General features: G+C 37.5%; 15 protein-coding genes. 3 read left to right on the top strand and 12 right to left on the bottom strand.

The genetic code is table 11. The features are described from left to right. A partial coding sequence (locus VB654_RS06315; RefSeq protein WP_323212748.1) for a DNA (cytosine-5-)-methyltransferase occupies positions 1–307 on the bottom strand: 307 nt, incomplete at its 3' end. 552 nt (positions 308–859) lie between these two features. Here VB654_RS06315 and VB654_RS06320 point away from each other — a divergent pair. Beyond that, positions 860–1,060 (top strand): replication restart DNA helicase PriA, encoded by a 201-nt coding sequence (locus VB654_RS06320; RefSeq protein ID WP_323212749.1) that lies wholly within the window; start codon positions 860–862, stop codon positions 1,058–1,060. Positions 1,061–1,139: 79 nt separating this feature from the next. Here the strand turns inward: VB654_RS06320 and rlmN are convergent, their stop codons facing one another. Both rlmN and VB654_RS06330 read right to left on the bottom strand, forming a co-directional pair. Then, complete coding sequence (rlmN, locus tag VB654_RS06325) at positions 1,140–2,198, bottom strand: 23S rRNA (adenine(2503)-C(2))-methyltransferase RlmN (RefSeq protein WP_323212751.1); 1,059 nt, start codon at positions 2,196–2,198, stop codon at positions 1,140–1,142. Positions 2,199–2,470: 272 nt separating this feature from the next. Continuing rightward, positions 2,471–2,779, bottom strand: a complete 309-nt coding sequence (locus VB654_RS06330; RefSeq protein WP_323212752.1) for a TIGR03792 family protein — start codon at positions 2,777–2,779, stop codon at positions 2,471–2,473. A 141-nt stretch (positions 2,780–2,920) separates the two neighbouring features. Between VB654_RS06330 and VB654_RS06335 the strand changes: the two genes are divergently transcribed. After that, positions 2,921–3,244 carry a phasin family protein gene (locus VB654_RS06335; protein ID WP_063873469.1) on the top strand — a complete coding sequence of 108 codons (324 nt, stop codon included), beginning with the start codon at positions 2,921–2,923 and terminating at the stop codon, positions 3,242–3,244. 82 nt (positions 3,245–3,326) lie between these two features. Next, entirely contained in the window at positions 3,327–3,848 is a 522-nt protein-coding gene (locus VB654_RS06340) for an FKBP-type peptidyl-prolyl cis-trans isomerase (RefSeq protein WP_323212753.1), read from the top strand. Between the two features lie 435 nt (positions 3,849–4,283). Here the strand turns inward: VB654_RS06340 and dnaB are convergent, their stop codons facing one another. The 9 genes from dnaB to VB654_RS06385 form a co-directional block, all read right to left on the bottom strand. After that, positions 4,284–5,639: a replicative DNA helicase gene (dnaB, locus tag VB654_RS06345; RefSeq protein ID WP_323212755.1), complete on the bottom strand. Its 1,356-nt coding sequence runs from the start codon at positions 5,637–5,639 to the stop codon at positions 4,284–4,286. Between the two features lie 224 nt (positions 5,640–5,863). Then, positions 5,864–6,322, bottom strand: coding sequence for a 50S ribosomal protein L9 (gene rplI / locus VB654_RS06350; RefSeq protein WP_323212757.1), 459 nt, complete (start codon positions 6,320–6,322; stop codon positions 5,864–5,866). 216 nt (positions 6,323–6,538) lie between these two features. Beyond that, on the bottom strand, positions 6,539–7,480 hold the full coding sequence (locus tag VB654_RS06355) for an Npun_R2821/Npun_R2822 family protein (RefSeq protein ID WP_323212758.1): 942 nt from the start codon (positions 7,478–7,480) through the stop codon (positions 6,539–6,541). Position 7,481: 1 nt separating this feature from the next. Further along, positions 7,482–8,486, bottom strand: coding sequence for an Npun_R2821/Npun_R2822 family protein (locus VB654_RS06360; protein ID WP_323212759.1), 1,005 nt, complete (start codon positions 8,484–8,486; stop codon positions 7,482–7,484). 15 nt (positions 8,487–8,501) lie between these two features. Further along, the gene (locus VB654_RS06365; protein ID WP_323212760.1) at positions 8,502–9,464 is read right to left on the bottom strand and encodes a glycosyltransferase family 10 domain-containing protein; all 963 of its coding nucleotides are present in this window, start codon (positions 9,462–9,464) and stop codon (positions 8,502–8,504) included. A gap of 95 nt (positions 9,465–9,559) precedes the next feature. After that, positions 9,560–10,429 (bottom strand): polysaccharide pyruvyl transferase family protein, encoded by an 870-nt coding sequence (locus tag VB654_RS06370; protein ID WP_323212761.1) that lies wholly within the window; start codon positions 10,427–10,429, stop codon positions 9,560–9,562. A gap of 50 nt (positions 10,430–10,479) precedes the next feature. Next, positions 10,480–11,613 carry a glycosyltransferase gene (locus tag VB654_RS06375; protein WP_323212762.1) on the bottom strand — a complete coding sequence of 378 codons (1,134 nt, stop codon included), beginning with the start codon at positions 11,611–11,613 and terminating at the stop codon, positions 10,480–10,482. Positions 11,614–11,697: 84 nt separating this feature from the next. Next, positions 11,698–13,935, bottom strand: a complete 2,238-nt coding sequence (locus tag VB654_RS06380) for an ATP-binding cassette domain-containing protein (protein WP_323212763.1) — start codon at positions 13,933–13,935, stop codon at positions 11,698–11,700. 90 nt (positions 13,936–14,025) lie between these two features. After that, positions 14,026–15,231 (bottom strand): glycosyltransferase family 4 protein, encoded by a 1,206-nt coding sequence (locus VB654_RS06385; RefSeq protein ID WP_323212764.1) that lies wholly within the window; start codon positions 15,229–15,231, stop codon positions 14,026–14,028. Positions 15,232–15,422: the final 191 nt, after the last annotated feature.

Genomic DNA, 15,422 nt, shown 5'->3' on the forward strand with positions numbered 1-15,422 from the left:
TATGCTCAATAATTTCACAAATATGAAAAAACAAAGTACCCCTAGTGTCATAAAAACCTTTCCTATGTCCGCAAATACTGAAAGGTTGACAAGGAAACCCAGCCGTTAAAACATCAAAATAAGGTAACGATTTTAAATCAATCTTTCTGATATCCGATTCGGGTTTTTCTCCGAAATTATTCAAGTAAACCTGTTGACACGCCTGATCAATCTCACAAGAAAATATACACTCATAGTTAGCTTGTTCAAAAGCTAATCTAAAACCTCCAATACCAGCAAATAAATCAGCAAACTTTAATTCCCCCATAAATAAAAGTTAGTTAAACATTATTTAAATAGCCAAATTATACACCATAACAAATTTTACTTGTTTTTGATCTTGTTGATTTACAAATTAGTTTATCAGTAAAGGCGCATTTTGTGTGTAAGCTATGTTACACAGGATGCAATCTTAATGTTTTATCTATCAAATATTAACTAAATCTTAAAAGAAAAAATTCTGTTACCAAAGATACAGTATTTTTTATCTGTTAATTTTTCAATACAATAATAGCCTTTAATATATTGTCTGCCATAACCGTAAAATAAAGCTATCTCAAAGCATTGGTGATGGGGATCACTAAAATTCCAAGAAGATGTGTAATTATAAAATTAATTTATATATCTAAAGTGGGATGGTAAATTGAGCTAAAAATGAAGATAATTTATAAAACTTAAACAAATGCAAATCTAAAATTTTCTTTAAAAAATTTAGCCAGATTATGGCTATTTGTTGACTTGAAGTAAACACAAAGTATCTATCTACTGATTTAAGTCGCAGTTTTGTCAAATAATAAATAATTACAACCAGGGTTTTAAAATGAATACAATCCAAAAAATTCACTGTCCCAACTGTGGCAGTGGTGCGGAGCGTCACTATATTTCTGATAGTCAATTAACTCGGACACAATGCCCAAGTTGCGATTATTTGATGATTACTTGTACTGTTACTGGTAAGGTAATTGAAGCTTACGCCCCAGGGATTAGTGCCAAAAAACAATTGAGTGTTCAGGCTAAGTAAATAGAAGTCGTAAGGGCGCAAAGTTTTGCACCCCTAATACGTGATCTATTTACCTGAAAATACCTGTAACTCAGCACTTTTATTTACTTGCACGAAGTTGTCCACAAGCAGCATCAGCTTCTAATCCACGAGAATAACGGACACTCACAGCAGTATTGTGTTGTTTGAGAACGTTAACAAAAGCTTGGATGCGATCGCTGCTAGGGCGCTTGTAGTCAACTTCGCTGATGGGATTGTAGGGAATCAAATTTACATGGCTTTGAAATCCCCTCAAACATTTTGCCAGTTGTACAGCGTGTTCTGGTAAGTCATTGAACCCAGCCAATAGAACGTATTCAAAAGAGATGCGTCTTCTGGTGATTTCCACATATTCCCGACATTCATCTAACAAATCTTCTAGAGGATAGGGGCGGGCGCTGGGAATGAGTTTTTCTCTGAGTGCTTGGTTAGGTGCGTGTAGACTCACAGCCAGAGTGACTTGTAAATTGTGTTTGGCAAACTCACGGATGCGACCACGAATACCTACTGTAGAAACGGTAAGCGATCGCTGTCCAATCCCTACGTCTTGATTCAAAGATTTTAACGATCCTAAAACATTATCGGTGTTCAATAACGGTTCGCCCATGCCCATAAATACTACATGGCTAACGCGTTGCTGAAAATCTTCTTGCACAGTCAAAACTTGATCGACAATTTCATGTCTTTCTAGATTACGCGTCAAGCCACCCTTACCAGTAGCGCAGAAATCACACGCCATCGGACAACCTACTTGAGTAGAAACACAAACTGTCAGGCGTTTTGCTGTGGGAATGCCAACAGTTTCAATAATTTGACCATCTGCAAGTTTTAAAAGATATTTGATCGTCCCATCTGGTGCAACTGCACGATGATGTATGGTTGAACGTCCAATGGGGACTTCTGCAACTTCTGCACGCCATTGTTTAGAAAAAACAGAAATATCAGATAGCGATCGCACGCCTTTATGATAAATCCAATCGTGCAGTTGCTTACCTCTATAAGCAGGTTGTCCCTGTTGCTGAACCCAAAGGCTTAATTCGGTAACTGAAGCCCCTAATAAGGGCGGAATTATTTCTGATTTGACTGAATTAAGCTGAGAAACAAGTGGCGTAGCAGACATAAATATTTTATTTAAAATTTGATGCTAGATTTCTATGCTACAACTTTGGCTTCAACCCCGCATGACTAATTAACCCGACTTACATCAGTTTTTATGTATTTGAATTACATCTGTTGTCAAGGTGCAAGGCCTTGCGCCCCTATCATCTGGTCTATTTACCTGAAAATATCTATCATATAATTATTTTGTGTATGAGGAACGAACCGCAAAGTACGCTAAGTACACAAAGAAAGAAAGAAAGAAAGAAAGAAAGAAAGAAAGAGTATTATTACTTACAACTGAGGCAATTTTTGTACTTGATATTCGGCTGATTCGACAATTGGATAAGATTTTCCCATTGCTTGAGTAAATTGCTCTTCAATTATCTGTAAATCAGCTAAGGGTATGGCTTTCCACTGTTCTCTTGTTGCCCAACGAATGATTAAAATTAGTTCTGTGGGATCATTGGGGTCAATCCAAACTTCTTTCCCTAAAAATCCTGGATACTTAGCCAGTCCTGTTGTCCAAATTTCTGCATCCTTCTGGATATAATTTTCTCGCACTTCTGGAGCAACCCGAAACTTAAGTAGTTCGATAACCATACCCTTGAATTCCCTCTGTTGTGTTTACGAATTTGCCAAAATAGAGATGTAGGCTAAAAAAACCACTTTTCCACCATAGCTTGATTGCATACACTCAAGCAGCCTAGTCAGCTAGTGGGAAATCATGAAGAGGAAGGGAGTATGGATAATAATAACTGGTTACAACAGTTAATGATGCTCGGTATTGGTACAACGTCTTTGGTAGCCGAAAAAATGCGGCAAGTTAGCGATGATTTGGTTAAGGACGGTAAGCTTGATCCTGAGCAAGCTAAGGCGGTAATGGACGATGTTGTACAGCAATTAAAGTCAGAGCAGGGAAACTGGGAAGACCAAATGCAACGACAAATGCGGAATATGATGCAGGATTTAGGCGTGGCTCGTCAGTCTGAGGTCGATGAATTACGGGGGAGAATTGACCGTTTAGAGCGTCAACTGCGTGATTTAGAAAATAAGCTTTGGCGATAAAATGCCCTTTCTGATTTACACTTGATCGTGTCCTGTTGGTAATCTGCAAAATACCAGATTGCCTAATTAGGGAGAACTTATTTTGAAATCAATTTTACTCAGCGTGGGTTTCATGCTGCTATGTGTTGCGATTTTGGTAATAGCACAAGTTAGTAAAAATGTCAACTCTCCTACTGCTACTAATTTGACCGAAACTGCACCAGCACCCACCAGTGTCACACAAAACCAAACCTTGATTGCGAGCAATACTATGTCTGATGCCAATGTCGTAACCAACCCATCTGGACTGAAATATATTGAATTAGAAGAGGGAACTGGGGCGACTCCTGAACCTGGACAAACGGTTGTAGTTCACTACACTGGTACTTTAGAAAATGGGACTAAGTTTGATAGTTCACGCGATCGCAATAGTCCCTTCGAGTTTAAAATCGGTATCGGACAGGTAATAAAAGGTTGGGATGAAGGACTTAGCACTATGAAAGTAGGCGGTCGTCGTCAGCTAATCATTCCTTCCGAATTAGGTTATGGCTCCCGTGGTGCCGGTGGCGTAATTCCACCCAATGCCACTTTGCTCTTTGACGTAGAATTGCTGGGCGTTAAGTAGAGTGCTAAGTCAAGAAAGTGATTAGTATAAACTCAGTTGCTTTCGGGACTGACACTATCAATACGTCTGATATCAAGTCCGGTTAATTAATTGCCATTACCACAATTATTGAACCCCACCCCCAACCCCTCCCATATCAAAGGTTTATCCTTTTCTTCCCCCCGTTGCGGGGGGATTGAGGGGGGTGCGAGGAGGGGAGATAAAGCAAGGGTTTGGCGGGTTTTCTGCCGGGTTGAGTAAGTATTCAACCGGACTTGATGTAATCATCTGAGCGATCGCTATTTTTTCTTACCGAATTACGAATTACGTAAAGCCTGGGGCATAGCTGCGCTTAGAGCGAAGCTCCTCTGAAAGAGGCATTACGAATTACAAATTACGTTAGCGAAGCTCCTCTGAAAGAGGCATTACGAATTACGAATTACGAATTACGAATTATTAATAATTGCCTTGTTTGGCTAAATTTTTAAACTTTGTAAATTGCGGATCAAATAAAAGTTTCACAGTACCTGTGGGGCCGTTGCGGTGTTTAGCAATTATCACTTCTGCAATCCCACGATCAGGACTGTCAGGATTATAATAATCATCGCGGTATAACATCACAACTAAATCCGCGTCTTGCTCAATACTCCCACTTTCCCGCAAATCCGACAACATGGGACGCTTATTTGTACGTGCTTCCACCCCACGACTCAACTGAGATAGGGCAATTACTGGTACAGATAATTCACGAGCTAAACCTTTCAAAGAACGGGTGATTTTTGATAACTCTTGAACGCGGTTATCACCAGCACCCTCCATTAATTGCAGGTAATCTATAACAATTAATCCTAAGTCACTTCCCTGTTCGGCTTGCAATCGCCTGGCCTGGCTACGCATTTGGGTGATGGTAATATTTGCCGTGTCATCAATAAAAATGGGCATTTCTGAAAGCATCCCAATAGCACGGCTTAAAGGTTCCCATTGTGTTTGACTAATGCGCCCACTCCGCAGATAACCAGTTTCAATTCCCGCTTCACTAGCCAATAATCTCTGTACTAGCTGTTCTTTAGACATTTCTAAACTGAAAAAGGCTATCGGTAATTTATAACCAGCTGCAATATTGTGAGCCAAATTCAAGCAAAATGCTGTTTTCCCCATTGATGGTCTACCGGCAATAATGATTAAATCAGAACGCTGGAAACCACTGGTTAGGGAATCTAAATCATAGAAGCCGCAAGGAATACCAGGTAAGGCAATGCCTTGGTGACGAGTTTCAATATCTTGAAAAGTATTAATCAGGGTATCCGAAATGTGAGTTAAACCTGATTGGGGACGTTCTTGAGTAACACCAAAAACTTTTTGTTCAGCTTCATCTAAAACTATTGGTAATTCTTTCTCTGTTTCGTAACCAAGATGAACAATTTCGTTACCAGATTTAATTAACTGCCGCCGCAGGTACTTTTCCATTACCAAGCCGGCTAAGGCATCAATGTTAACGGCTGACACTGTGCGGTCTACGAGAGTGGCTAATTTGTTTCTGCCTCCAATGCGGGCGAGGATATCGTTATCAGACAGCCAACTGGTAACTGAAAGTAAGTCTGTGGGTTTACCTTGAGCGTGAAGGCGCAGCGCTGCTTGATAGATATCTTTGTGAGCGCTGATGTAAAATGCTATTGGTAAGAGGCGATCGCTCACTCTCCCAATGGCTTCTGGATCTAGTAAAATTCCCCCCAAAATCGCTTCTTCTGCTTCAATATTTTGGGGTGGTAGGCGATCGCTACCATCACCTTGAAAACTCAGTTCTTCAGACATAAGCAATTTTAGTTGGGAGATTTTGGATTTTAGCTTGGGGTTTACTATTACCCTTATAATCCAAAATTTAGGAAATCATTCTGTAGTGGTAAAGTTACCTGAAAAACTGTTGAGTAGAAAGTACTGTGAGCGTAGTCCGTGCTGAGTCCGAAAAAGCACTTGTGGTGCTGAATCAGGAAATTTCATATTCTTTCTTCTTACTCAGCACTCAGCACTACTAAAAGTTAGCTGGCTACAACTTCAATATTAACTTGAGCTGTTACGTCAGAATGTAGCTTGACTTCTGCTTGATAAGTCCCTAGATGGTTAATATCAGGAATGGTAATCCCACGTCGATCAATTTCTTGACTGGTAGCGGCTTGAATTGCATCTGCGACATCTTGGGTGGTAACTGTACCAAAAATTGCTTCGTTTTCACCAAGGGGTTTAGCAATTTGCAAACTGCCAATTTTTTCTAAAGCTGCTTTTTGTTCTAAAGCTTGTTGACGAAGTTCTAATTGGCGTTGACGCTCTTTCTCGCGACGGCGTTCTACTTGTTTGAGAATTCCGGGAGTAGCATGGGTTGCTAAATTCTGGGGAATGAGATAATTACGCGCATAGCCGGGAGCTACGTCTACTAAATCGCCTAATTTTCCCAGCTTGCTAATATCTTGATTTAAAACTAACTGTACACGTTTCGCCATCGGTTTCGTTTTTTCCTGTAAAATCTGATTAACTTGGGTTTTAGCAGCATAGCTTACAATCACCAGCAGCTTTGCTTATAACCTAAAGCTTACAGATCCTAGCGAATCGTAGGGTGCGATCGCAACTATTTATTCATCCAAAAATTCAGATGCGATCGCATCGCCGCATTTTGCTATCGTCTCAGGTGGGGCAAAATCCATTGCACTGGACTAGAATTAATCGCTTAAAACGTCTTTTTTCAGTTTACGAAATTGATTTTTCACTTGATCGAGGGTTGCTTGCAACTGACTTTTTTCTGCTGGTGCGGGTATATTCGCCGCAGGTAGCGCTGGATTGAGATGACGGTAATGTTCCCAAGTTTGCCAGTAAGGACAGCCGGGTTGAATCCGAATCCCCGCCCAATGCAGGTATTGTAGTGATTGATTGACTGTAGGATCAAAGAGAATATTACCTTCAGCCTGAAAGTGTGGTGTTCCTGCCCAATTGCCCGGTGCTTTACCCTCTCTGCGAACTACATTAAAGCGACGTGGAATCCGCTTCAGCAACATATAGTTAATAATTGGTTGGTCAGAGGTCTTTTCGGAAAAATCAAAGTATTCTGGATGGGCTGCACACTCGCTAAAAATTTCGTATAGATCATTTTCCGAGACTAAATTTTTCTTAGAACCCCAAAAACCACCATTAAAAATATCTTTAACTTCTGTTTCAGTAAATATTTTATCTTCTAATACTTGGGAACTAAAAACATTTTTGATTCCGCCCAAATGTTGATAATCGCAACAAATAAAATCTGATGTGGCCAGATAGTTCAAATTATCAATGATTTTTTCAAAAACGACGATATCAGTATCAATGTACAAAAATTCATCAAAGGGACCAAACCAACAAGCCTGCTTCCGAAATTGATTAGGGCGAGCGAAAAATTTACCCCCAAAAGTTTCATGTAATTTTCCCGCTAGACGATCAATAAAATCTAAGTCTTCATAAACTTTTACGCGATAATGTTGCTTCAGTGTGTCGGCTATTTGATGATAATTATCATCATAAGGAATCATGATAATGGGTGTATCTGCATCATGTAACCTGATACTATTCAAGAGAGCGATCGCCTGATCTAAAACCTTGTCATTAGCAATAATATAGATTCCGCGAGTCATGTTATTTACCTCCACCTGTTAATCCTAACTTTTTTAAAACTTTTGTAGCTAAACTGGGAGAGGCGTTATAAGCCTTGGCCTTAGTTGTAAACTTTGGTCGCTTGTCTGGTTCATGCAGATAGCGATAATATAAAAAAATATCCCGATAAGGAAAATCAATATTTTCTCCTTCACAAACTCGCTGGAATAACTTAGAACTCAAGCCAATATAGTGAAGATAAGTTAATCGTTTACCTTTGTCATATAAGATATTATCTTGCGCCTGAAAATGCTCAGAAATTACACAACAGCCTGTTTTTTCAGATTCTGGAAGTTCTAGAGCCAAATTACAATTAGAGATTCCTGAACGCATGACCATATAATTTAGAATAGTTTGGTCAGGAGCCATAGTGTAAAGAATTTCAGCTTCTCCTTGGCAAAGTTTTTCTAGTAACAATTCTTGCATTTGGACATCGAAAACCCCTTTTTTAGACGCATAAAATCCCGAACAGAATATTTCTGTTTGCAGTTGTTGTGGTGTAAATATTTCTGTTAATTTTGCAGAAGATTGATTATACACATGAGATAAATCTGTGTACTGAAAATCATATACTACCCAGTCACAATATTCTAACTGGTGAAAAATTTTTGTTAATGGACTCATTAATAAAGTATCAGCATCCATATAAACGAAACGGTCAAACGGCCCATCAAAAGCACCGTAACGTCTATGTGTTCCCACTCGATGATACTTATCATTCCCGAATTTCGACCAATGTTCTATGGCTGTGGGATGTGCGTCCCAAATCTTGCAAATAAATTCATCCCATCTCTGAATTGATTCTCGATCATCGTAAATTTGCACTTGGGGACGATGAGCAATTTCCGCAGCTATTTTTGCTGTATTGTGATCATAGGGATAAATGCAAACTGGCATTTCCTGTCCATAAATTGCTTCTATACTGTTGAGTAAAGCAATGACTTGTTCATAAACTTGGTCATTGGCAAGAGTACAAATACCATCCATATAAAAATCCTAAATTTATTCAGAAACTTTACCGACAAATTCCGATAACCAGTTAAGTAGATTCAATTTATGTAAAATAATTTGTCTAGCTTCTGCGATCGCATCTTTAGCAGCGTACCAAGCATCAGGAGTAGCTGTCACTTCCTGAATGTAGGCCAGACCTTTAGCATCTAAACTAGGTAAGCGTAAAAAACTACCCGGTGGTAATAATTTATCAGCTGCTGGACCACCATAGTAAATAGGTAGACACCATGCTAACAAAGCATCCCAAAGTTTCTCACTCACATACCAATTGTTATCAGCATAGTTTTCAATTGACAGATTATAATAATACGGTGCCATACCATACCATTTATTACCCAATTCACCAGACGTTTTTACCCATTTTGGCAAACCACGTCCATACAAGTCAAATTTAAGATGATTCTCTTGTAAAGATTGTAAAAAGTCCAATCTTTGGCGATGGTTAGCTGTGCGACTAATTCCAGAAGTAATCCAACTACAAGGAGCAACTTTTTCCGGTGGAGGCATTTCATTCAATTCTCGGAATGAGTTTGCATGATACCAAATTGCAGGCATATAGTCAGGAATGGGGGCGAAATCATCAGGGCCGGAAATATAACCGCAATATTTTTGAGCTTCTTGATAATTGAACTGATTTCGGTCAACAATCTCACTTAATGGTGGTTCTCGTAATAGGTATATCACCCGTTCTGGAGCAATTCCTTTGAGGACAGAGTTGATGTTTAATTCTGATTTTTGTCGTTTTTGATTTAACTGTTCCCACCAAGATTTTGGTTGGGGAGGTTTGGGAAAGTCAAACTGATACATCAGCAGAAAATCTGGTTTTGATGCCAGCGCCTGCATTTGTATGTTATCCCAAACACCAAATTGATGGGGGGTTTGTTGCCAGAGCCAATCGCCTCTTTTTTCCAGAGCGCGATAACTACTAATCATACCAACAGTTTTTTTCGCCATTGCTTTTTTAATTCTTAATTATCGATTTGTGGACTAAGCTCAGTGTATTTATTTTTTAATAAATTCTTTTTCATATTCTTTTAATATTGGCTCATTCATGAATCTAAAATATTTAATATTTCAGAGTAGTAGTTATGATTATTAACCCGATTTTCCTGAAGACTCTCAGGATAAGTACGGCAAAGTTTTAAGGCATCTTGCCAACCATCAGTTTGACACGAAAATTTGTTTTTATACGAGAATTCCCACAAGGTTTTTTTGAATAACGACAGCTTAATTTTTTGCTGTAACCACTTGGAAATAGGAAATATTCCAGGTGGATGCTTGAGAGTATAGAATTTACTACTAAATGGAAAAGATAAAACTTTTCTTCCCAGTAATGTACCCCAGTATGCGCCATGATAAGAACTAGTTAATATAGTTTCACCAGAACCCAGAAAATCCAAAATCTCCTCCAAGTTTTGATTATTATTAGTCATTTGAGGAAAATTACCAATTTTGATTTGAAACTTTTTATGTGAAAAAACTACAAATTCATGTTTAATTTCTCGCTTTTTATCAAATTCTGGATGCATACAACTAGGGCAAGGTACCCAATTATATTTATAGTTAAAATCTCTGATGCCAACCAAGTCAAAATTGCTCAAATATTGAGAGTAGTCAAAATTTTGAAGTTTTTGCAGATCAAAACTACTTCCGTATATCTGTTGTCCAATTCCCCAAGCAATTAACTTTGTATGTGATTTTGTTTCCATCAGTTTGGTAAGAGCAGGTAAAAACGGAGAGTATAAAAGCCCACCTCCACCAACAATAATGTGTTTATCTCTTATTTCATCAATATTGATTGTCCGGATATCTGCTTGTTCAACTGAGTATCCAGGAAAAGTAAAATATTTTGTAGGTGCAGAAAATAAATCTCCGATATTCGTGTGATCAATCACATGGTAATTAATAATGGATTTCATAACGTTAAGAATTTTTTAGCAAAATTTGTGTCAAGTATAGTGATCATAAATTAATAAGTGGGAGTTTCTAATTTTGGATCAAAATAGGAAGCCACAACATCATTTATCTCTGACATGAATCTCTGAGTAGAAAATAAATCTTTTTGCTGATTCAGCGATTGAAGTAATTTGTTTTGTTTAGCCGAATTACTTAAAACATCAATAATTTTCTCTACAGCTTCTTGTTCATTATTAAAAAATAATTCTTGATTATGTTGACCTACTATTTCAATTTGCCCCCCTTCACTTTTTACAAAAGGAACTGCACCAGCTTTCACCATTTCTGCAATAGATATCCCAAAAGGTTCTTGCTTGAAGTGAATCCCGTATTTACATTTACCTAACACTTGAATGTACTCTTTATAGGGAAGATTTTCATGTAATGTAATCCAATCTGAATTTTGTTTCACCATTTTTTTGACTAAATTCAGATATTTCCATTCATAAAAACCTCCTCCTCCTCCTGTTATATGTAGCTGAATATCAAAGCCTCTTTCACGAACCGTCTTGAGAATTTTTATGACTTTATGGGGCTGTTTAGCTTCTACTATTCTGCCACTGCAAATGAATGCTTCTTCTTTATCCATCCAATCTATATCAGGGGTTTCTATAACAACTGGGGGATACACTACAACATTAGCATTAATTCCATAGTGCTTATTGAAATTATCTGCAACACAATAAGAATTAGCGATAGAAATGTTTTGGAGTAGTTGTTTTTGAGAAAAAGCCGATATTTTTCTGTGAAAAGGTTTACCTTCAAGAACTTTGATCCAATGTACATACTGAATTCCTTTTTGACCCATATCCATTGCATTATATCCAGACATAACTAGGTCATATTTATGGCTATTTTGCTTAAATATACGAATTAAAAGATGAAAAAATAGCATTCGGAAATTATTGTTTTTGGCCATAATTAAATAACAAATAATGTCCAAAAATGGGGGGAGTATACTCTTAATTTTGATATCTTCGTCAAAAATACTTGTTCCATACATAGAATTAAGTTTTTTAAGTTGAATATCTCCTAAAGTAAATAATGTGATGTCATACTGGTCTTTTAATGCTTGGATAATCCATAACCCTACTGCTTCCGCACCACCACCCATGAAATATGGATAATAGATAGCTATTTTTTTCATAATCAATTTCTCTGTTGTTATCTAGAACTTCTTACTAAAGATTCAGGTCTACAATCGCTAATGATATTTTTATTTATACATATTTTAGATTTTTTCTAGTGTTTCCACACTATCCAGTAAATAAATAGCTAAATGATATGAGTCAGTAATTAATTCATTTTGTTGTTGCACATTATCTACTAAATCATCTGCAAGTAAAACTAGGTGGTTGATCATATTCTTGAGTTTTGTTTGAACTTCTTCAAAGATTTGCCTAGTGTTTTGCTCATGATCATTAATTTTATAAATTTTGTTCAGAAATGCCGATGATTGCCAGCTATTTTGTAATTGAATACTCTCTTGAAAAATTTCAATATTTGTAATAATTCTCAATGTTGATTTGTAAGATTCATTCAGTAATTCTTGCCTTTCTTGGGCATCATCTACCATGCCATCGGCTAAGAGTCTCAGGCAACCAATGATGGAGTTCAAGCGTGTACGAATTTCGTAAGAAATCCGCACAAAAAGTTGATGAGAGTTGCGAGAAACTTCTGCTTGTTCGCCAAATTGCATTTGATAGAGGCGCGAATAGTAACCATCTTTTTGTAAAAGTTCGTTATGGGTTCCTAGTTCTACTACACGTCCCTGATCAAATACGGCAATTTGATGAGCTTTTTGGACGGTAGAAAGACGGTGAGCAATTACTAAAGTGGTGCGATCGCGGCTTAAATCATCTATTGCCTCTTGCACTAAACGCTCTGATACAGTATCTAATGCTGAGGTAGCTTCATCTAAAATCAGAATTTCTGGGTTTTGCAACAAAGCCCTTGCAATGGCTAGGCGTTGGCGCTGCCCACCGGATAACATGACACCGCGATCGCCAATCATGGTGTCTAAGCCTTGGGGTAATTTGCTAATAAATTCATAGGCATTAGCTCGTTTACTGGCTGTGATAATTTCTTGGTCACTAGCACCGGGTTTGCCGTAGGCAATGTTATGTTTTACTGACTCATTGAAAAGAAAAGTATCTTGACTGACGATACCCATTGCCTTACGCAAAGTTTTGATATTAAATTGACGTAAATCAATCCCATCAATAGCAATATAGCCAGATACAGGGTCATAAAATCTCGGCAATAAATCAGCTAGAGTTGATTTACCAGCACCAGAACTACCTACTAAAGCTAAAGTAGTGCCTTTTGGTAAGTATAAATTTACATCCTTTAACACTAACTGATCATGGCCAGGATACGCAAAAGATATATGATTGAAATGTACTCCTTCCTGTAATTGTGTATAAGATATATTGCCGTTTGGCATTAATGGTTTATCATGGCGCTGTAAAAAATCAGCCACCATATCCACACTAGCTGAGTTATTAGCAAAGCTACTGCGAAGTGTATTTAACTGTGACACAAAAGGTAGCAGCCGCAGTAGGACTAATAGATATGTCAGGAGAACAGCTGAAAGCGAAGCAACTTGCTCTGCAAATAAAATTCTGCCTATAAATACAATCAAAATTAAAGATATCAGCCCCGCAACTTCGCTGATTGGGGCAATAATATTAGCATTTACCTGTGACTTAAATTCTGCTGTTTCACGGGCTTGAATTAATTCATTAATGTTTTGATAAGTTAAATCTTCATTCGCAGTTGCTTTAACTAAACGAATTCCGCTCAAGGTTTCTATCAGATTGTTAGTGAGCGTTTTAGACATTTCGGTTAACAACTTACCAAAATATTTAGAACGACTAATAGCAAACTGATTTACTAAGGTGACTCCAGCTAGTAAAATCGTGGATATAATCGTCAATTGCCAAGAAATTGACAATAAAATAAATATAAAAACTAAAATTGTAATTACAAGTATTATTAATTTAAGTATATTATTTACAGAATTAGCAGCACGGGGAATTTCTCCATTCAGGCGATTCATTAAATCACCAAGTTTCAAATTTGTATAATAATTAATATCAATATCTAGTAGTAACTTTATACCTGCTTTACGCATATCGGAGGTCAGGGTTCGGGATACAGAACTAGATGCCAAGCTACTAGCATAACTAGAAGCATTTTTTAGAAAAATTATAAATATAATTGAGGTTGCCATCAATCCCAGTCGATAATTTTCAGGAAAATTATCAAATGGAGACATAATCCCTCTAATCAGGGGCGGAGCATTAGTTAAATCTATTTCTTGCCCTACTATTTTTAGAACTATTGGCACAATCATGGCTGTGCTAATGCCATTAAATAAAGCTCCAGAAAATCCCAAGATTATTGTTAAAATAATTCTGCTTGGATAAGGCTTAATAAATGCGGTTAGTTGATTAAGATTAGACATAAATATTTTCGGAGAACCTTAGCAAATCGAACCGTCAAGATTTAATTTTTGATTTTCAGATTCCTGAAAACATTATAACTTTGTGAAAATTTATTGATCAAATTGAGCAATAACTTGAGATAGTGTCGCTGCCATAGTATCAACACTATAATATTTAACACACCTTTCTCTAGCCATTTGTCCTTTTGCCTTTGCTGCTTCTAAATTGTGGAATATCCACTGAATTTTTGCCGCTATTTGTTCTGGACAACTAGAATCAACTAAATAACCTGTTTCGCCCAGAATTTCGGGAATATCTCCTACTTTGGTTGCTAAAACAGGTTTTGCCATAGCCATACCATCAGTTAATTTCAAAGGAAATTGAGCTAAAGCGGCTGGGGTATTTCGCTGTGGAACCACAATAATATCTGCTGCTGCCACAATTTGGGGCATTTCTGTAGATGGATATTTTGGTAACTTGATGATCCAATGTCCCCATTTTTCCATAAGTTTAGCGTCATAATCATCATAGGGACTACCACCGACAATGACTAACCTTAAATCAGGCTCATTGAGTTGTTCTAAAGCTATTAAAACATCTTCAACTCCTTTGTATGGCCTTGGCGCACCAGGAAACATTAAAATTCGATATCCAGAAAGCCCATAACGGGCTTTACTTTCTTCAGGGTGATAATGGTCAGGATTAAACAAATCAGTATCTTTGCCGTTGGGCAAATATACACCACCAAATCGCTCTTTTAAAAATTGGGTATGAATTGTAATGGCATCAGCATTTTGTGTCATACCTTCAACCCATTTTAAATAAAGTGGGTGATCGGGATATCTCAAAGCACCATTTTTTTGAAAAATATCTCGTACAAATTGTTTGGGAGAGGGCTGATATTGCCATTTTTCGCCACCATGCCAGCTCATTTCCCAGTCATCTATATCTAAAATAATTGGTTGATGACTTTTGAGCTTTTTCAACATGGAGATACCGAAGGTAGTAGGTTTCGGCCTCATAGCATAAATAATATTACCATCAAGTTTTTTGAGAACTTGAGCAGCTGATTGCAGAAACTGCGGATAGTTATAGCCCATGACATGATTAACCGCGATTTCTGATTGAGGAATTACTGCTGCTTGTTCACCGAAAACAAATCCTAAAATTTCTACTTCATAATTAAGTTTTTGGAGTGCTTGAGCCAATAAAAATGAACGCACACCTCCACCACCCCATCGCCCAGCCCCCGCACTCGATAGATCGCTGACTAGTATTGAAACTTTTAATTGAGTTTTGCTTTGCTGTAAACTCACAATGATTTTGCTTGTGCTAATATTTACCAGAATATAACAGTAAATTGGCTATAGAGTCATGATTATAAGCGAAAGTATTCAGGTGGTTACATGATGGTTTTTATGCTTGCGTTAAAAATTACACAATAAATGTAACTTTGAATTGAGACTTTTTCCAGGGAGGTTTTACTGAGTAATAAGAATTAGCTTTG

This window comes from Nodularia sp. UHCC 0506 (assembly GCF_034931045.1).
In the GTDB taxonomy this organism is placed as follows: domain Bacteria; phylum Cyanobacteriota; class Cyanobacteriia; order Cyanobacteriales; family Nostocaceae; genus Nodularia.